Below are 21,877 nucleotides of genomic sequence, written 5' to 3' on the forward strand. Positions count from 1 at the left end.
GCGATTAATGAGTAGATTAAATCCTCAAAGACAGAAGCGGCTTTTTGAAACGAACAGTAAAAGCCGTTTTAGAATGTATAAAGCCGGCAAGCAATGGTTGGTTGCCGGTATCGCCACATTAAGCGGCTTATTTGGTATGGGGGCCGTCGCCAGTTCGCCGGTGCACGCAAGTACATCGAACACGGCTGGTGTCGGCAAAGAAGCCGGGAAACAGGATGTGCTGGCGACTCAAAATCAAGCGACCATTCCTGCAAGTTCCAACACAACATCGCAATCAACTTCGGAAAGTACTTCTACCAGTGCGTCCGAGAGCGTCTCGGCATCGCAGTCGGTTAGTGCTAGCGATTCAAAGAGCACTTCTGACTCAACCAAAAATAGCCAGAGCACCTCGACCAGCAGCTCTATTAGTGCGGCCAGCGCGTCAGTAAGTGAATCCATCTCCAAGTCTGAAAGCGCAGCGAAGAGTGGCTCCACCACTGAATCGCAAAGCAATAAGACCACACAATCAGAAAGCCAGAAGAAGTCAGAGAGTACCTCGAATCAGCCAGCTTCGAAGGAAACATCGGTTAGTGTATCTGAAAGCACCTCGACGAGCACGAACCCATCAAAGCAGGCTTCGACAAGCTCATCTGAAAGCACAACGGGCAAGCAGAGCACCAGCACCTCTGAAAGCCAATCTTTGAGTGCTTCTCAGAGCACGTCACTTAGCATTTCCGAGCAATCGTTAAGCGACTTAGCTGCCAAGACTGGTGAGCTAGCAACAACTGATATTAACAAGCTCACCGCTATGATGGCGCAGGCCAAGACGGCAGCTGCCGATAGTGAATTCACCATCACGGATCAAAAAGACTTTAAGAGTGGTGAGTCTGCTGCCGAGTCTGATCTTAAGTCCATTATTAGTAATATTAACCTCAAGGGACTCGGAATTTTAAATATTGGTAACGTTAGAGGCGCCGTTAATCAGCTGGCAGCTTTAATTGATGCCTATATTAAAAATCCCAAACTTTATACGAACACGACAATCACTGACAACAAGACCGGCAGCAATGCTTATGATCCAATTTGGAAGCCGGATAATCGTAACAATAGCAGTCGTTGGCCTGGTGCTAATAGCATCACAGACTTAAGTGGTACTGGTTACTTTTATGCCGTCAACAGCTCATTGCCTTCCTTCAACGCCGGTTATGTCACTTATCTGCGTTCATATGCACAAGGCATTTTGGATGATTTAGCCGCTGTTAAGAATCAATCGACAAATCCTGATGCAGCCAATTCCTTAATCAACAACACTACTTATCGTTCAGGGGACTTAAGTGGTTCTTCACTGGGCGGCGTTATTTCGAATGGACTAAGCTTTATCTGGAATTCATTCTGGAATAACTATAACGTTCCTAAGGTGCTGCAAGTATATACTGATTCAAGTGTTGCGGCATCAAATGTCAATACAACTGTTGGATACCTCAATAACTTAGTTGGTCTGGTTGCGCCTTATATCATCAACGGGATCGCTCACCAGGCTTTGTCTGATATTCGGTCAATCGGCAATGCCAAAATGGGTGCGGATGGCAAGGTTGACTATGCTCCTGACAACTTTACCGATGCCGTTAGTTTGAACGGCAACATTCAGACTTTTCTTAAAATGGTCGGCCTGGACGGGGTTATTCAAAGTAGCCTCATGCAGCGTATTTATGATTCAATTAAAACCGTTGCTCAGCAAGCCATCATGAACAACTGGGCAACTGGTGAGTATAAAGCCCTGCAGAACCTGATGAACAATGGTATCTATGATGATGGCTCAAATACGTATAAGGCCACTGGCTATGACGTTAATAATCCAGCAGCTGTCACTAATAGTAATCAGGCCAATTTAAGTGACACGACCCAAGCTGCTGCTTATGCATGGGCGATGAAAGTCTTCACGCCTTTGCTTCAAAAAGCAGCTTCCGATGCTTGGAGCGGTAGTCCGGCTGACAACATTGACGAACTGATTGACTCATTGGATGTCTCCGACGCTGACAAAGCTCTACTGAAGACCGATAATGCACAAAACACGGCGTCCGGCCTTAAGAATTATGCTCGCAGCGCTGAAGGCGCCCGCGACATGATCCAACAGATCTACTCCAAAGAATATCAAGCGGTTGCTAAAGCACTGTATGACTTTAGAACCGATCCAACATATACGGACGCTCAGCTAGCACAGCGGCAAAAAGATGCGGATCTTAATTTTGAACCAGTAGGTGATCCGGCACTCAATGGTGGCGGCGGCACAGCTACAACGCTCGAAGCGAATGATTACACCAAGACTTATCAGTTCTTACGTGACGCCATGTATCAAGGTCAAGCCAATGCTGATATCCAGTCTCATTCACAAAAAGATGGTAATGTTGATCCTACCAAACCGACACCGACTGAGTTTACAGCACAGAAGAGCATTTTAAGCTCGACCTTGACACCGTTGGTCGATGATTTGACCAACTTCGCCCGGCCATACTATTCCTACGCTTATCAGGTAGAAGCAATCCGGGCCAATAACGCGTTTGCTGCCGGGTTGGCAAAAGCCCATGAGGAAATTGCTGCGAACCCAGCAATGCCTGTGCCAGATGCAGGCGATGCCGGAAAGATCACAGTCGATGGCCAGGATTACAGTGCTAAAGACGATACAACTGCATCGATCTATACCACGGTAGCAAGTGCTATTAATAAAGACGCACCGGCTGCAGGCCAAGCCTTCACTGATGGCTATCAGTCAATTTTGACCGAAGTCACCGTTACGTTGCAGGCAAAATCTGGCGAAACTGGTTTTCCTGATGCAAAGACGTATACAGTTTGGGCACCAACGGATCAGTTTACAAACATTGCTGCTCCAACTATTAAGGGATGGATTCCTGAACCCGTTAATGCAGCTAGTACCTTTACTGGTAAAACCGGTCAAGTTACGTTTACCTATCACAAGGGCGCTAGCATTGATAACATCAGCATTACCAACCCAACTGATTCTCGTCAATACAACGGTGAACTTTTAAATTATCCTGATATTGATCCAACCATCACGATTACTTGGAATGATGGGACGAACACGACGACCCAGTCACTCAAGTTCTCGTCTATTTCTGGATTTGCCGGGGATATGCACGCATACTTCAACTTTGCCTATACCGGTGATGAAGGCAAGTGGACTGTTCAACTCAATCAAAATGGTGCAGATGCAGTCTTAAGCTGGATTAAAAATCAGCTTAAATATGACGGCACTTCATTTGAGGTGCCTGATTCCGCCCTTGATTTATTACCACAGCAATTCACTTATAGCATCACCAAGCAAGTTGCTGTTACCAGCAAGAAGAATGTCAACTATATTATTGGTAATGACCTCCCGACAGCTAAAGACCTTTATGATTATGTCGTTGTCAACGGTGTTAAGTACGACGCCAGCCAGGTTAAGTGGAATGCTGACGGTAGCAAGGGCACGATTGACGGCGTCGGTACCATCACCCTGAACTGGAATAAGACCAAAGATGATTTGCAAACCGCTGGAACTTATACCGATGCCGCTGATCTTCAGCTGACATTGCAGGATGGCACAGTTGCTAAAGATGCTGTGAACGTCATCAGTTCGTCAGCGAAACACGATGTGACTGTCAACAATAATCGTACGATTGTTTATGTTATTGGTGGCGACAAGCCTACTGCTAAAGAGACTATGAATGGATCCGGCGCCTACATTGAAGTTGACGGCACGAAGTATACGACCGATGACATCAAGTGGAGTAGCGACGGTAACACCGGTACCATTACCACTAAGGATGGCAAGACCATCACCGTTACCTTGGAATGGGCTAAGGGTGCTGAAGATGCTATTGAAACCGCTGGATTGCATTCAAATGCGGCTAATGTCGAGGTAACATTATCCGATAAATACACGGCAGCAGGTGCGTTAAACGTCTATTCGACCACTAATGCTTCCACGGATGCGCAAGTCGATAGTAAGAAGAATATCGGCTACACCATTGGTCATGATCTTCCGACTGCAAAGGACGCCTTTGATGCCGTTGTTGTTAATGGCGTTGTTTACACGGCTGATCAGGTTACCTGGAATAATGACGGCACCGGGACGATTGACGGCGTTGGTACCTTCACGATTGATTGGTCCGATGACGCTCAGAAGACCCTTCAAGCAGAAGGCATGCATAAAAATGCCGGCACGTTAGTCTTCACCCGTCAGTCAGACAAGAAACAATTTACTGACAGCTTCAACGTTTATTCAGCACCGGACTATTCTAAGCAATCAGAAAGTGCTTCAGAATCTACTTCAATGTCTAACTCTGAACGAACTTCGACTTCTGCTTCTGCAAGCACCTCGACAAGTACGTCTGCTTCCTTGTCCGCCAGTGAGTCAGCAACCGAATCTAATTCAATTTCGCAAAGCACATCTAAGATCCAGTCAGAGTCTGTTTCTGCATCAGATTCGAAGAAACAATCGGAGTCTGCCCAATCGAGTCAATCAACGAGTGAGTCAACTTCAGTTTCAATGAGTGAATCTAGTCGGGCAGATACCTCAAACTCGGCAAGCACTTCGACGAGTATGTCGGCTTCGACATCTACAAAGGAATCAACGACAGAGAGTACGTCGAAAGATATCTCCGAATCAGATTCAGCAAGTCACTCGACGAGTATGTCAACTTCCACATCATCAAGTGAGTCGAACCGGGCATCACAGTCCGAATCGGCTAGTTTGTCAGGCAGTGTTTCTGCTTCTGAATCGGCAAGTACCTCTGACAAAGATTCGACCAGTGCTTCAACAAGCGAATCACAATATGAAAGCACCTCGTCGATTGCAAGCGGATCTGATCGTAAGTCGGCTTCAACATCGGCCAGCGTTTCGACATCGGCTTCAGCTTCTGGTTCCACGAGTGAATCGGATGTTAAGTCAGAGTCTAACTCTGCTAGTGAGAGTCTCTCAGCTTCAGAAAGTGACTCGCGCAATGGCAACAACAGCGGTGCAAGTATTTCGCAGTCGGCAAGCACGTCAGCAAGCACATCGGTTTCAGTTTCGACGAGTGAATCAACACGCAGTTCTGATTCTGTTTCAAAGAGCGATTCTCAGCGTGATGCCACCTCTAAGTCTGCAGATAACTCAAAGACAGCTTCCGAAAGCGGATCAGTTAGCGCTTCAACTTCGGCATCTAAGAGTTTGTCAGAGCGTCGTGACGAGTCTAAGTCTGCATCAACATCAACATCACTTTCCGCATCGACTTCAACTCGTGAATCAAATTCTGCTTCGGCAAGTATTTCTGATTCAACAAGCAAATCACAGTCAGAATCGGTATCAACCTCAGATAGTAGTGTGAAATCTGAGTCGATGTCAACGAGTTACTCGGAATCAACGTCTAAATCTAAGTCGGAAATTAAATCGAACTCTGACTCGGCAAGCAATTCGGCCAGTCAATCTGCTTCGACATCTACGAAGGCTTCGACCAGTGAGTCGCAGTCTAGTTCGACGAGCAATTCTAAACAAAATTCAACATCCACTTCGGCATCGGCATCTGAAGAGCAATCGACTTCTGACAATAAGAATGCATCGGTCAGCGAGTCCAACTCAACTTCCACCAGTGAATCAGAACAGGCGTCCACTTCGGCCTCAGCTTCAACCTCGACAAGTAAGTCAAAGGTAGATTCGACGAGTGAATCAACCAGTCGGTCAAAAGAAGGCTCTGGCAGCACCAACAAAGATACTTCCGCATCCACTTCGGCAAGCCTGTCAACCAGCACGTCGGATTCAGCTTCCACCAGTGCTTCAGATCATGCTTCGGCATCCATGTCACTGAGTGTTTCCGAAAGTACTTCGGCATCACAGTCGGCGAGTGCTTCCAAGCGTGATTCACAGAGTACTTCGACCAGTGCTTCGACACAGACGTCACAGTCAGCTTCAACCAGTGACTCTGACCGTGATTCAACTTCCACATCGGCTAATGATTCCACGAGTGCATCGAAGTCAGAGTCTACAAGCCAGTCTGATCGGGCATCTAAGTCCGATTCAGCCAGCGATTCAACCTCGACCTCCGAGAGCAAGGGTGCCGGCAGTGAAAGCACCGCTAGTCAGTCAACTTCGGTAAGCATTTCGACCAGTGACTCTGCTTCTACATCCGACAGTGAATCTAAAAAGGCGTCCAACTCAGCTTCGATGAGTGAATCGAAACAAGCTTCGACGTCTAGTTCAACGAGCACATCGCAATCGGATTCCACATCAACTTCTAAGCGCGAATCGACCAGTGCTTCCACATCCACAGCAGATAGCACGTCAGCGCGGCAATCTGAATCGAATTCGGTAAGCACATCGCAATCGGATTCTGCCTCGAAGTCGACCAGCGAGTCCAAGCAGACATCTACAAGTCAATCTGACTCAACCTCAACCAGTTACTCTGAATCGACATCGAAGTCCAAGTCAGAAATCCATTCAAGTTCCGATTCGGCAAGCAATTCGGCAAGTCAATCAGCTTCAACGTCAACGAAGGCTTCGACCAGTGAGTCGCAGTCTAGTTCAACGAGCGATTCTGAACAAAATTCGACATCCGCTTCGGCTTCGACATCTGAAAAACAGTCGACTTCTGACAATAAGAATGCTTCGGTCAGTGAGTCGAATTCAACGTCGACTAGTGAGTCCGAACAGGCTTCAACTTCAGCCTCGGCTTCAACATCGACAAGTAAGTCGCAGTCACAGTCAACGAGTGAATCAACCAGTCGATCAAAAGAAGGCTCCGGCAGCACCAGCAAGGACACTTCCGAATCCACTTCGGCGAGTCTATCGACGAGCACCTCTGATTCAGCTTCCACGAGTGCTTCAGACCATGCTTCGGCATCCACATCAATGAGCGTTTCGGAGAGCAGTTCAGCTTCGAACTCAGCGAGTGCTTCCAAGCATGACTCTCAGAGTGCTTCTACCAGTGAATCAGCACGGACATCGCAATCAGCTTCAACCAGTGACTCTGACCGCGATTCTGCTTCCACATCGACTAACGATTCCACGAGTGCATCGAAGTCAGCATCAACGAGTCAGTCAGATCGGGCATCCAAGTCTGATTCAGCTAGCGATTCAACCTCAACTTCTGAGAGCAAGGGCGCTGGCAGTGAAAGCACGGCTAGTCAATCCACGTCGGTAAGTACCTCGACCAGTCAATCAGCTTCAACTTCAGACAGTGAAGAAAATAAAAACTCTAAGTCGACATCCACTAGCGAATCGAAGCAGGCGTCAGTGTCAGCTTCCACGAGTACTTCGAAGTCGGATTCCACATCAACTTCTAAGCGCGAGTCGACCAGCGCTTCAGCATCTGAAGCAGATAGCACATCAACGCGTCACTCTGAATCGAATTCGGTAAGCACATCACAATCCGATTCAGCTTCGAAGTCTAATAGTGAATCCAAGCAGACGTCTACCAGTCAATCAGACTCAACCTCAACGAGCCACTCAGACTCTACTTCGAAGTCTAAGTCAGGAACCCAGTCGAGTTCTGACTCGGCAAGTAAGTCGGCTAGCCAGTCAGCATCGACATCTACTAGTCAATCAACGAGTGAATCGCAATCAACCTCTAAGCACACTTCAGAGAACGGTTCAGCTTCTGATTCAACCTCTGAATCAACTTCTACTAGCGCATCAGAACATGCTAGCGAATCGGTAAGTGCTTCGACGTCGGCTTCCAAGAGCACAACTGGCGCAGCTTCGGCTTCAACGTCGGCAAGCAATTCGACAAGCAAGTCAATTTCAAATTCACGGAGCGAATCGGCCAGTCGCTCGAATCAAAACTCAGAAAGTATCTCCAAGGAACGCTCACAATCAGCTTCAGCCAGCTTGTCTGACAGTAGCTCGAAGTCAGCTTCGACCAGCACGTCTGATCATGCTTCAACTTCTGGCTCCATGAGTGCTTCGACTAGCTCTTCTAAATCTCAGTCGGCTAGTGAGTCAAGTCAGGATTCGAAAGCAGCTTCCACCAGTGCATCCGAACGCGATTCGCGTTCAGCTTCAACGAGTGATTCCGAACGCAATTCGGCATCAGTATCGGCAAGTGATTCAACGAATGCTTCTAAGTCAGCTTCAACGAGCCAGTCTGATCGGGCTTCCAAGTCTGATTCGGCCAGCGACTCGACCTCGACTTCCGAAAGCAAGGGTGCCGGCAGTGAAAGCACGGCTAGTCAGTCGACTTCAGTAAGCACCTCGACCAGTCAGTCAGCTTCAACTTCAGATAGTGAAGAAAACAAGAACTCGAAATCAACTTCAACCAGCGAATCGAAGCAAGCTTCGGCGTCAACTTCAACAAGCGAATCGAAGTCTGATTCAAAGTCAACGTCTAATCGTGAATCAACGAGTGCTTCCGTATCTGAAGCAGACAGTACATCGACACGTCATTCTGAGTCGAATTCGGTAAGCACGTCACAATCAGATTCAACCTCGAAGTCGTATAGCGAATCTAAACAGACTTCTACCAGTCAATCCGACTCGACCTCGACCAGTTACTCTGAATCAACTTCACAGAGCCAAGCCTCTGAAAGCAGGTCCGAATCTGTCTCAGGCAGTCAGTCAGCATCAACCTCAACGTCTGCATCGGCAAACGAGTCGAATTCTGAATCAGCAAGCAAGTCAGCAAGTCAATCAGCTTCGACCTCTACCAAGGCTTCGACCAGTGAGTCGCAGTCTAGTTCGACGAGCAATTCTGAACAAAATTCAGCATCGGCATCGACTTCAACTTCTGAAAAGCAGTCAACTTCTGATGACAATAACGCCTCAGTCAGTGAATCGAATTCAACATCGACTAGTGAGTCCGAACAGGCATCGACTTCGGCATCAGCTTCAACATCGACGAGTAAGTCGCAGTCACAGTCAACGAGTGAATCAACCAGTCGGTCAAAAGAAGGCTCCGGTAGCACCAGCAAAGATAGTTCCGAGTCCACTTCAGCAAGTCTATCGACCAGCACCTCTGATTCAGCTTCCACCAGTGCTTCAGATCATGCTTCAACATCCACATCACTGAGTGTTTCGGGGAGCACGTCAACATCACAGTCGGCGAGTGCTTCCAAGCATGATTCACAGAGTGCTTCGATCAGTGAATCAGCGCGGACATCACAGTCAGCTTCGACCAGTAACTCTGACCGCGATTCAACCTCAACATCGGCTAATGATTCTACTAGTGCATCGAAATCAGCATCAACGAGTCAGTCTGATCAGGCTTCCAAGTCTGATTCGGCCAGCACCTCGGCTTCGAAGTCAACCAGTCGATCAATGGAAAGTGGCAGCGATGCAAGTGCTTCTGAATCGACCAGCACTTCTACTAGTCAATCAACCTCCACTTCAACGAGTGAATCGAAGCAAGCCTCGACTTCTACTTCTAAGAGTGTTTCCGAGCAAAATTCTGAATCAGTTTCGACCAGCACTTCAAAGTCAGATTCCACATCAACTTCTAAGCGCGAATCGACCAGTGCTTCAACATCCGAATCAGATAGCACGTCAACGCGTCATTCTGAATCGAATTCGGTAAGCACATCGCAATCTGATTCAACCTCGAAGTCATACAGTGAATCCAATCAGACTTCAACGAGTCAATCAGATTCAACCTCAACGAGTTACTCCGAATCGACTTCGAAGTCCAAGTCAGAGATTCACTCAAGTTCTGATTCGGCAAGTAAGTCAGACAATCAATCTACTTCGACTTCGACCAGTCAGTCTATCAGTGAATCAAAGTCGAGCTGGAATAGTAACTCCACACAAAACTCTGTATCAGCTTCGGCATCTTATTCTGAAGAGAAATCGACTTCTGATAATAAGAATGCTTCGGTCAGCGAGTCGAATTCAACGTCTACTAGCGAATCCGAACAGGCTTCAACTTCAGCCTCGGCTTCAGCATCGACAAGTAAATCACAGTCACAGTCGACCAGTGAATCAACGAGTCGGTCAAAGGAAGGCTCCGGCAGCACCAGCAAGGATACTTCCGAATCCACTTCGGCGAGTCTATCGACGAGCACCTCTGATTCAGCTTCCACGAGTGCTTCAGACCATGCTTTGGCATCCACATCAATGAGTATTTCGGAGAGTACGTCAGCTTCGAACTCAGCCAGTGCTTCCAAGCATGATTCACAGAACGCTTCTACAAGCGCTTCGACGCGGACATCACAGTCGGCATCGACGAGTGATTCCGAACGCAATTCGGCTTCGGTATCGGCAAGTGATTCAACAAATGCTTCCAAGTCAGCGTCAACGAGTCAGTCTGATCGGGCATCCAAGTCTGATTCGGCAAGCGATTCGACCTCGACTTCCGAGAGCAAGGGTGCTGGCAGTGAAAGCACTGCTAGTCAGTCGACTTCAGTAAGTACCTCAACCAGTCAATCCGCTTCGACTTCTGACAGTGAAGCGGATAGCCACTCGAAGTCAGACTCGACCAGTGAATCGAAACAGGCCTCAACGTCAGCTTCAACAAGCACCTCGAAATCGGATTCCACATCAACTTCTAAGCGCGACTCGACCAGTGCTTCAACATCCGAATCAGATAGCGCGTCAACGCGTCATTCTGAATCGAATTCGGTAAGCACATCGCAATCTGATTCAACCTCGAAGTCATACAGTGAGTCCAAGCAGACGTCTACCAGTCAGTCTGGTTCAACCTCAACGAGCCACTCCGAATCAACTTCGAAGTCCAAGTCAGAGATTCACTCAAGTTCTGATTCGGCAAGTAAGTCAAACAATCAATCTACTTCTACTTCGACCAGCCAGTCTATCAGTGAATCAAAGTCGAGCTGGAACAGTAGCTCCAAGCAAAACTCGGTATCGGCCTCGAATTCAGCGTCTGAGGAGCAGTCAACTTCTGACAATAAGAGCGCTTCAGTCAGCGAATTGAACTCGACTTCGACGAGCGAGTCCGAACAGGCGTCAACTTCCGCATCAGCTTCGACCTCGACAAGCAAGTCACAGTCAGATTCGACCAGTGAATCAACCAGTCGGTCAAAGGAGGGCTCTGGGAGTACCAGCAAGGACACTTCTGAATCCACTTCGGCAAGTCTGTCAACCAGCACTTCTGATTCAGCTTCCACGAGTGCTTCAGATCATGCTTCGGCATCCACATCAATGAGCATTTCGGAGAGTACGTCAGCTTCGAACTCAGCAAGTACTTCCAAGCATGACTCACAAAGTGCTTCGACTAGCGAGTCAGTGCGGACATCACAGTCGGCTTCGACGAGTGACTCTGACCGCAATTCAGCATCAGTATCGGCAAGTGATTCAACGAATGCTTCTAAGTCAGCATCAACCAGCCAGTCTGATCGGGCATCCAAGTCCGATTCAGCCAGCGATTCGACCTCGACTTCCGAAAGCAAGGGCGCTGGCAGTGAAAGCACTGCTAGTCAATCCACATCGGTAAGCACTTCGACCAGTCAATCTGCTTCTACTTCAGACAGTGAAGAAAACAAGAACTCTAAGTCGACATCCACTAGCGAATCGAAACAGGCGTCAACGTCAGCTTCCACGAGCACCTCGAAGTCGGATTCCACATCAACTTCTAAGCGTGAGTCGACCAGTGCTTCAGCATCTGAAGCAGATAGCACATCAACGCGTCACTCTGAATCGAATTCGGTAAGCACATCGCAATCTGACTCAACCTCAAAGTCGTACAGCGAGTCCAACCAGACGTCTACAAGTCAATCGGGTTCAACATCGACCAGTCACTCTGAATCGACTTCGAAGTCCAAGTCGGAGATTCACTCAAGCTCTGATTCGGCAAGCGAGTCGGCTAGTCAGTCAGCTTCAACGTCCACAAGTCAGTCCAAGAGTGAGTCGCAATCAACTTCTAAGCACAAGTCAGATAATGGCTCGGCTTCCGATTCAGTTTCCGAGTCAATTTCAACAAGCGCTTCGGCACATACCAGTGAATCGGTAAGTGCCTCGACATCGGCTTCCAAGAGCATGACTGGCGCAGATTCAGTTTCAACTTCGGCGAGTGATTCAACAAGCAAGTCAATTTCAAACTCACGGAGCGAATCAGCAAGTCGCTCGAATCAAAGTTCAGAAAGCATCTCTAAGGAACGCTCACAATCAGCTTCAGCCAGCCTGTCTGACAGTAGCTCGAAGTCGGCTTCGACCAGCACCTCTGATCATGCTTCGACTTCAGGTTCCTTGAGTACTTCAACCAGCACTTCTGAATCACGATCAGCCAGTGAATCAAGTCAGGATTCAAAAGCAGCTTCCACTAGTGCTTCTGAACGTGATTCGCAATCAGCTTCAACGAGTGATTCCGAACGCAATTCGGCATCGGTATCGGCGAGTGATTCAACGAATGCTTCTAAGTCAGCATCAACGAGCCAGTCTGATCGGGCTTCCAAGTCTGATTCGGCTAGCGACTCGGCCTCGATTTCCGAAAGCAAGGGTGCTGGCAGTGAAAGCACCGCTAGTCAGTCCACGTCGGTAAGTACCTCGACCAGTCAATCAGCTTCAACTTCAGACAGTGAAGAGAACAACAACTCTAAGTCGACATCCACTAGCGAATCGAGGCAGGCGTCAACGTCAGCTTCCACAAGCACTTCGAAGTCGGATTCCACATCAACTTCTAAGCGTGAGTCGACCAGTGCTTCCACGTCCGAATCAGACAGTACGTCAATGCGTCACTCTGAATCGAATTCGGTAAGCACATCGCACTCTGATTCAACCTCGAAGTCGTACAGTGAATCCAAGCAGACCTCCACAAGCCAGTCAGATTCAACTTCCAAGAGTCAATCCGAATCAACCTCACAAAGCCAAGCTTCTGAGAGTAAGTCTGAATCCGTCTCCGGCAGTCAGTCTGAATCAACTTCGAAGTCCAAGTCAGCGACCCAGTCAAGTTCTGAATCGGCAAGTAATTCGGCCAATCAATCTACTTCAACTTCTACCAGTCAGTCGATGAGTGAATCACAATCGACTTTGAACAGTTATTCCAAGCAAAACTCGGTATCGACGTCAACTTCAACTTCTGAAAAGCAGTCAACTTCTAACAACGCGAGTGCTTCTGTCAGTGAATCGAATTCAACGTCAACTAGCGAGTCTGAACAGGCTTCAACTTCAGCCTCAGCTTCGGCGTCCACGAGTAAGTCGCAATCGCAGTCGACAAGCGAGTCAACGAGTCGGTCGAAGGAAGGCTCCGGTAGCACCAGCAAAGATAGTTCCGAGTCCACTTCAGCAAGTCTATCGACCAGCACCTCTGATTCAGCTTCCACGAGTGCTTCAGACCATGCTTCGGCATCCACATCAATGAGTATTGCGGAGAGTACTTCAGCTTCGAACTCAGCGAGTGCTTCCAAGCATGACTCACAAAGTGCTTCGACCAGCGAGTCAGCGCGGACATCACAGTCGGCTTCGACAAGTGACTCTGAGCGCAATTCAGCTTCTGCCTCAGCCAAAGACTCGACCAGCACTTCCAAGTCAGATTCAACTAGCCGTTCCGATCAGGCTTCCAAGTCTGATTCGGCTAGCACCTCGGCTTCGAAGTCAACCAGTCGGTCAATGGAGAGTGGCAGTGATTCGAGTCAATCTGAATCGACCAGCACATCGGCTAGTCAATCAACGTCGACTTCAACGAGTGAATCAAAGCAAGCTTCGACATCTGCTTCTAAGAGCGAATCGAAGCGGAATTCTGAGTCAGCTTCAACAAGCACTTCCAAGTCGGATTCCACATCAACTTCTAAGCGCGAATCGACCAGTGCTTCAGTATCCGAGTCAGACAGTACGTCAACACGTCACTCTGAATCGAATTCGGTAAGCACATCGCAATCCGATTCAACCTCGAAGTCTTACAGCGAGTCTAATCAGACTTCAACGAGTCAATCAGATTCAACCTCGACCAGTCACTCCGAATCGACTTCGAAGTCCAAGTCAGAGATTCACTCAAGCTCTGATTCGGCAAGCAAGTCGGCTAGTCAGTCAGTTTCAACGTCCACAAGTCAGTCCAAGAGTGAGTCGCAATCAACTTCTAAGCACAAGTCAGATAATGGCTCAGCTTCCGATTCAGTTTCCGAGTCAATTTCAGCAAGTGCTTCGGCACATACCAGTGAATCGGTAAGTGCATCGACATCTGCTTCCAAGAGCACAACTGGCGCAGCTTCGGCTTCAACGTCGGCAAGCACTTCAACAAGCAAGTCAATTTCAACTTCGCAAAGTGAATCGACTAGTCGATCAAATCAAGGTTCAGGAAGCATCTCTAAGGAACGTTCACAATCAGCTTCAGCCAGCTTATCTGACAGTAGCTCGAAGTCAGCTTCAACCAGCACGTCTGATCATGCTTCGACTTCTGGTTCCATGAGTACTTCAACCAGCACTTCTGAATCGCAATCAGCCAGTGAATCAAGTCAGGATTCGAAAGCAGCTTCCACTAGTGCTTCTGAACGTGATTCACGCTCGGCCTCAACGAGTGACTCCGAACATGATTCTGCTTCCGCATCGGCTAATGATTCCACCAGTGCATCGAAGTCAGCGTCAACGAGCCAGTCTGATCAGGCATCTAAGTCTGATTCGGCTAGCGACTCGGCCTCGATTTCCGAAAGCAAGGGTGCTGGCAGCGAAAGCACCGCTAGTCAGTCCACATCGGTAAGCACCTCGACTAGCCAGTCTGCTTCAACTTCGGACAGTGAAGCGGATAGCCATTCGAAGTCAAATTCGACTAGTGAATCGAAGCAGAATTCCGAGTCAGCATCAACGAGCACTTCGAAGTCAGATTCCACATCAACTTCCAAGCGCGAATCGACCAGTGCTTCCGCGTCCGAATCAGACAGTACGTCAACACGTCACTCTGAATCGGATTCTGTAAGCACATCACATTCGGATTCAACTTCGAAGTCATACAGTGAATCCAAGCAAACCTCTACAAGTCAGTCAGATTCAACTTCCAAGAGTCAATCCGAATCGACCTCCCAGAGTCAATCCTCTGAAAGCAAGTCCGAATCTGTCTCTGGTAGTAGGTCTGAATCGATTTCGAAATCCAAGTCAGCGACCCAGTCAAGCTCCGAGTCAGCAAGTAAATCGGATAGCGGTTCAATTTCAACATCTACGAGTCACTCAATAAGCGAATCTCAATCCGTTTCTAAGAGTGAATCGCAGCACGAATCGCAATCGAATTCTGCTTCTAAGTCTAAGAGCAACTCTGGTTCATCGATTGCAAGTGAGTCGATGAGTGCCTCCACATCTGCTTCGATCAGTGAATCTGATCGCGCATCGAAATCTGTTTCGGCAAGTGTATCCACGAGTCAATCGGCTTCGACGTCAGCAAGTGAGTCGACCCCGAACAGCAGCTCTAAAGATGCTTCTGCATCAACTTCTGCAAGTGCATCTACCAGTGGTTCTGCTTCTACGTCGCTAAGCGAGTCGAATAGTGCTTCGAAGTCAGTATCAACAAGTCAATCGGAGAGTACGTCAGCATCGTCATCAGCGAGTGCTTCCGACCACGATTCAACCAGTACCTCAACGAGTGAATCGCAGCAGGCGTCACAATCTGGCTCAACCAGTGTTTCTGATCGTCAGTCAGCAAGTGCATCGGCAAGCGATTCTAAGAGTACTTCGATCTCAACTTCAACTAGTGAATCGGTTCGGGCATCTAAGTCTGATTCGGCTAGTGACTCGGCTTCTATTTCCACGAGCAAGTCAATGGCAAGCGGCAGTGATTCGAGCCAATCTGAATCGACCAGCACTTCAGCTAGTCAATCTGCTTCGACTTCAACCAGTGAATCCAAGCATGCCTCTGAATCTAATTCGAACAGTGAGTCTAAGCGTGGTTCTGAATCTGCGTCTGCAAGCACATCACGGTCTGATTCGACTTCGACATCTCATGAGGAATCAAAGAGCGCTTCCACTTCGACATCAAGAAGTGAATCCAAACGCAACTCTGGTTCTGAATCGGTAAGTGCTTCGAAGTCTGATTCAACCAGAACATCTACGAGTGAATCTGCTTCAACTTCCACGAGTTCTTCTAAGAGCCAGTCGACGTCTGAATCTAAGCGTCAATCGGCATCTGACTCAACTCACGAATCGCAGAGTGCTTCAATGTCTGGCTCAACCAGTCAGTCACTCAGCACTTCGAAGTCAGCATCCGTCAGTGAATCTAAGCAGCAGTCCGAGTCTCAGGATCACCATGATTCAGACAGTGCATCAACGTCCACTTCAACAAGTGAATCTGAGCATAATTCTGAATCCAAGTCGTCACATGATTCGAACAGTAATAGCGCCTCGCAATCCACCAGTGAATCGCAAAGTGCTTCGAACTCCACTTCAACAAGCGAATCCGCTAATGGATCTGCTTCCACTTCAGCCAGTGAATCCAGACACAACAGTGATTCCGCTTCAACCAGCGGCTCAACCAGTGCTTCGACTTCTACTTCGACGAGTCAGTCAGAGAAGACTTCTAAGTCTGATTCAAGCAGTCAATCGCAGAGTCAGAGCGCATCACAGTCGATTAGTGAGTCCAAGCGGGCATCGACATCGACATCTGATCAAGGTTCTAAGACTGAATCTGAGTCGACATCAGCAAGCACCTCAACTAGCCAGTCGACTTCAACATCAGCAAGTGACTCGATCAGCGCATCGATTTCGGTTTCGCAAAGTTCCAAGCAGTCAACGTCTGAATCTTCTAATCCTAGCCAGTCAACCAGCGCATCGACATCCACTTCCACAAGTGAATCTCAACGTACTTCGGAGTCAACTTCAGCAAGCACATCCGAGAGTATGAGCGCATCAACTTCAACGAGCGGATCAACCAGCTTCTCTGAATCCGTTTCGACAAGTGAGTCACAACATGGTTCTGCTTCGGCATCAGCCAGTGATTCGACTAGCGTTTCAACATCTGATTCAGCGAGTGCATCGAACAGTGCAGAGAAGTCGACATCTACTAGTGAATCGAAGGAGGCATCTGCATCTACCTCAGCAAGTCTATCCATTAGCGGTTCGACATCGACTTCAACGACAGAGTCAACGAGTGCTTCGGCTTCAACTTCAATAAGTGAGTCCGAGCATGCATCAGCGTCTGCCTCCGCAAGTCAGTCAACAACTAAATCGGCTTCGACTTCAACGAGCGAATCGCGGCATGCTTCACAGTCAAGTTCTGACAGTGCTTCAACCAGTAGCTCAACGTCAGAATCCGTTTCGACATCAACCAGTCGTTCTGAATCAAAGGATGACAGTGCATCGGTAAGTGCTTCGACATCTGTTTCGACGAGTCAATCTGATCAAAGTTCGCTTTCTCATTCCGATTCCACAAGTGAATCCATCAGTACTTCGTCGAGCGAATCGAAGAGCGCTTCAACCTCAGCATCTGCCAGTGTTTCGAATTCAGATTCAACCAGTCGTTCGCAATATGAATCGACCCATCAATCTGAATCAGAATCGACAAGCAGATCGCAACAGGCTTCAACGTCTACTTCGATGAGTCAGTCATTGAGTACATCGGATTCCGCTTCGGCAAGCTCCTCCAAGCGTCAGTCAGAGTCTGGACAAGCAAGCATTTCAACAAGTGCTTCGACCTCAGCCTCGACAAGCGCATCGGGTCAGGCTTCACAATCTGATTCTTCGAAGAACTCGACCAGCACAAGCGTGTCAACATCAATAAGTGAATCGCAGCATGCATCGGCATCCACGTCGACGAGTGAGTCTGGGCGTCATTCAACATCCGCATCTGTAAGCGGGTCGGAAAGCGACAGCCAGTCAACCTCCACAAGTGAGTCCGCGAGTGCTTCTCAGTCTAGTTCAGAGGCCGGATCAAAGACTGGTGCAGCTTCTGCATCGGCTAGTCAATCGGATAGCCAGTCAACTTCAACATCGGCTAGTCTGTCCGGTAGCGCCTCAATCTCGACCTCGACATCGCAAAGCGAGTCAACTTCGAATTCAGGTTCGACGGATCCTGAGAAGTCAACCAGTGCTTCAACCTCGACGTCAACCAGTGCTTCCAAACGTACTTCTGAATCTGTTTCAGCAAGCACGTCGAAGAGCACGAGTACATCACAATCGGCGAGTGAATCGACCAGCTTCTCGACATCCGGTTCGATTAGTGAATCGCAACGAGATGCTACCTCGGCATCAGCGAGCGTATCGACAAGCGATTCTGCTTCGGCTTCTGCAAGTCAATCAGCAGAAGACTCAGCATCTGTTTCCATGAGTGATTCGCAACAGGCTTCTGCATCGACTTCGGCCAGTGATTCAACGGTTAAGTCGGCATCGACGTCGACAAGTGAATCCAGACAGGCTTCACAATCGAGTTCTGACAGTGCTTCAACCAGCACCATTAAGTCTGAATCCGCGTCGACTTCGGATAGCCAGTCTGGATCGGCCATGACCAGTACTTCGGTTAGCGCTTCGACATCCGCATCGACCAGTGAATCTGCTCAAAATGCGGCTTCGGCATCAGCATCAGAAAGCCTTTCTCAGAGCACTTCCGAGAGTACTTCGACCAGTGCTTCCGAGAGCTTGTCAGTCAGTGGCTCGACGAATGCGTCAACTTCTGAGTCGTCGTATACGTCAACTAGCACGTCGGCATCCACTTCAGCAAGTGAATCAACGAGTGCTTCGGCATCGACTTCTGATCAGATTGCCTCGCAGTCATCGGCATCACAATCTGCTAGTCAGTCCAAGCAGGCATCGGCATCGACTTCCACGAGCGAATCAAAGCGTGCTTCAACATCAGCCTCGATGAGTGATTCAAAGCGGGATTCACAATCTGAATCCAGTCACGAGTCAAGCAGCGATAGCACGTCAACATCCACCAGTGAATCAACGAGTGCATCGGCATCCACATCAATGAGTGCTTCTGCTCAAGATGCCGAGTCGATTTCAGCCAGTGATTCAACCAGCACGAGTGCTTCTGAGTCGACCAGTGCGTCAGCGAGTGCTTCAACATCCGCTGCACATGATCAGTCAACAACCGAGTCGGAATCGACATCCGCAAGTGAATCCAGCAGCCGTTCGGCAAGTGAATCGACCAGCAGCTCAAAGGAGGCATCGACTTCAACTTCAACAAGCAAGTCTGAGTCTGCTTCGAGTCTGCCGAATCCTTCCAAGTCGACAAGCGCTTCCGTATCGACCTCGACCAGTGAATCGCAAGAGCATTCTGCATCGACTTCAGCAAGTGAATCTGCTGAAAATAGTGCAACGACATCAGCCAGTGCTTCAACGAGCTATTCTGAATCGACTTCGACCAGTGAATCGCAAGCTGCTTCAACTTCAACATCAGCAAGCGTGTCAACCAGCGGATCAACCTCTGCTTCTGACAGCCGATCCAAGAGTGCTTCTAATTCGACAACTGGCAGCGAATCGCAGCGGACTTCGGCATCAGTTTCTGCAAGTGCCTCAACAAGCACTTCGCAGTCTGATTCAACCAAGGAGTCTACCAGCGCTTCGCAGTCAACATCTAATAGCAAGTCGGCTCATGATTCCAAGTCAACATCCGCAAGTGAGTCGGATAGTCACTCAGCATCACAGTCAACAAGTTATTCGATTAGCGAATCGGTAAGTACTTCGACCAGTGAATCACAGCAAACTTCGACATCTGCTTCAACGAGCAGCTCGACGAGTCAAAGTGCTTCAATCTCGACAAGCATTTCAACGGCACCGGCATCACGTTCAGCATCGACATCAGAGTCTGTATCTGCATCGCAATCGGCTTCTGAGTCAAGCTCGACGTCAGCTGAACAAAGCGTCTCGGCATCCGTCAGTGAATCTGAGTCGCATCGGCAGTTGCCGTCAACAAGTGGTTCAACGAGTGCAAGTACTTCGACTTCTGAAAGTGTCAGCGCAAGCGAGAGCCAGAGTACCAGTGCTTCTAATTCCAGTGCTTCAGCTTCTGCAAGTGCCTCGAATTCAGGTACTTCAACTTCCAACAGTTCGAGCGCAAGCGGAAGTGAGAGTATGAGCTCAAGTGCCAATACATCAACTTCTGGCAGCTTAAGCACAAGTGGTAGTATGAGCACCAGCGTTTCCGGCGCTTATAACCCAAGCATGCATAAGAAATTACCGCAAACCAGCGATGATGCAGGTGCAAGTTCAGTCGCCTCAATCGGCATGCTGCTCTTGACCCTCACGGCATTGATGGCGTTGAAGAAGAAGAAACGGCATGATGGAGCAAGATAGCTATCTGAAAGACACTCAGACGAAGACGTTTGAATGAATCTGAAGATGGCTAGGGTTTCGAACTCTCGTTGCTGTTAAGAAATACGGGTAGGTCATTTGATGATCTATCCGTATTTTTTTGATGCTGTGATCATTGCATGGCGGCTGCATATCGGCGCCAAAATGGTCTTTCGTCGGCTATTTAGACATCTCACAAGCAAAACTCGCTTTTGCTTACGTGACTAGCTGCCGAATAAGTTACTGAATATTTTGATATATAAAAACCACCTGCAAAGCTTCAAAAGCCTCTACAGGTGGTTTTTGGTCATTTTAAAATTCACACAAGCCCATTATGCTGAATCACTTGCTGATACCAATAAAACGACTTCTTACGGTACCTAGCTAAAGTCCCGGTGCCGTCATCATGTTTGTCGACATAGATATAGCCATACCGTTTGGCCATTTCACCGGTGCTGGCTGAGATGATGTCAATCGGTGCCCACGAGGTATAGCCAACAAGATCAACGCCATCCCTGATCGCAGCTCCCATCGCCTGAATGTGCGCTTTAAGATAGGCGATTCTAGCATCGTCATTGACGGTTTTGACACCATTTTGTTCAATGAGTTGATCGCGGGTGCCAAAGCCGTTTTCGACGACCATTAACGGCACTTGATAGCGGTCATAGATTTGATTGAGTGCGGTTCTGAGGCCGCGGGGATCAATTTCCCAGCCCCATTCGCTGCGTTCCAGATAAGGGTTCTTGACGCCACTGAAGAAGTTGCCGCCGGTTTTCTCGCCTTCACCTGTGCAGGTCATGGTGCTGGATTGGTAATAGGAGAAGGTGTAAAAATCAACTGTCCCTGCAGCAAGCGTGGCTGCATCTTCCGGTGCCATGTCGATATGAAGATGATGATCGCGCCAGTAGCGGCGGGCGAAATAAGGATAGTGGCCTTTGACTTGGACATCGCCGCAATAAAAATTGTTGAATTCGGTAGCGCGTTGAACCATGGCGATGTCATCTGGATGGCTGGTGTATGGGTAAAGCATTCGGTATGCAAGCATACAGCCGACTTGAAGCTGCGGGTCCAGCTCATGGGCAAACTTGGTTACCAAGGCGCTAGCGACAAACTGGTGGTGAAGCGCCTGCAAGCGCAACTGCTCGGAGTCGGTATTGGGACTGATGAATCGGTCCGAGTCGTCAACATACATGCCGCCTGCCAGGTAAGCACCCATTGGTCGGGTGAGCATGTTGATCTCATTAAAAGTCAGCCAGTAGCGAACATCGTGATGGTAGCGGGTGATGATGGTTTCAGCAAAACGGGTATACGCGGCAATCATGTCACGCGAAGCCCATGCATTGAAGGCTTTGGTCAGACCAATCGGCGACTCAAAATGCGAAATCGTAACTAATGGTTCGATATCATGTCGCTTCAGCTCAGCGATCAGCTGATCATAAAAGGCTAAGCCCGCTTCGTTAGGCTCGGTTTCTAACCCAGTAGGAAAGATGCGGGTCCAGGCGATCGAGAATCGGTAGACCTTAAAGCCCATTTCCGCAAGCAACGCGATATCTTCTTTAAACCGATGAAAGTGGTCGATCGCGTCATGACTTGGATAAAATGCTTGCGGATCGATGGTACGGTTGATTTTTCGCGGCACGTTGACACTGCCGCCTAAAAGTAAATCGCTGGTCGAAAGGCCTTTACCATCCACATCATAGGCGCCTTCAAGTTGGTTGGCAGCTGTCGCACCGCCCCATAGGAAACCTTCTGGAAAATTAGTTTCTGTCATATCTT

The 21,877-nt window shown here is 48.6% G+C and carries 2 protein-coding genes; one reads left to right on the plus strand and one right to left on the minus strand.

Annotation, left to right across the window (positions count from 1 at the left end):
- Positions 1-7 precede the first annotated feature (7 nt).
- On the plus strand, positions 8-20,104 hold the full coding sequence (locus tag LACPH_RS05150) for a KxYKxGKxW signal peptide domain-containing protein (protein ID WP_306387381.1): 20,097 nt from the start codon (positions 8-10) through the stop codon (positions 20,102-20,104).
- A 316-nt stretch (positions 20,105-20,420) separates the two neighbouring features.
- On the opposite strand, the gene LACPH_RS05155 is transcribed toward LACPH_RS05150, so the two are convergent.
- Positions 20,421-21,872: a glycoside hydrolase family 1 protein gene (locus LACPH_RS05155; RefSeq protein WP_274784702.1), complete on the minus strand. Its 1,452-nt coding sequence runs from the start codon at positions 21,870-21,872 to the stop codon at positions 20,421-20,423.
- Between the last annotated feature and the right edge of the window lie 5 nt (positions 21,873-21,877).

The organism is Lacticaseibacillus parahuelsenbergensis (assembly GCF_030770265.1).
Lineage (GTDB): Bacteria > Bacillota > Bacilli > Lactobacillales > Lactobacillaceae > Lacticaseibacillus > Lacticaseibacillus casei.

Excerpts from the sequence above, each read along its gene's own strand:
- LACPH_RS05150 (WP_306387381.1), top strand. The coding sequence starts at position 8 with ATGAGTAGATTAAATCCTCAAAGACAGAAGCGGCTTTTTGAAACGAAC.
- LACPH_RS05155 (WP_274784702.1), bottom strand. The coding sequence starts at position 21,872 with ATGACAGAAACTAATTTTCCAGAAGGTTTCCTATGGGGCGGTGCGACA.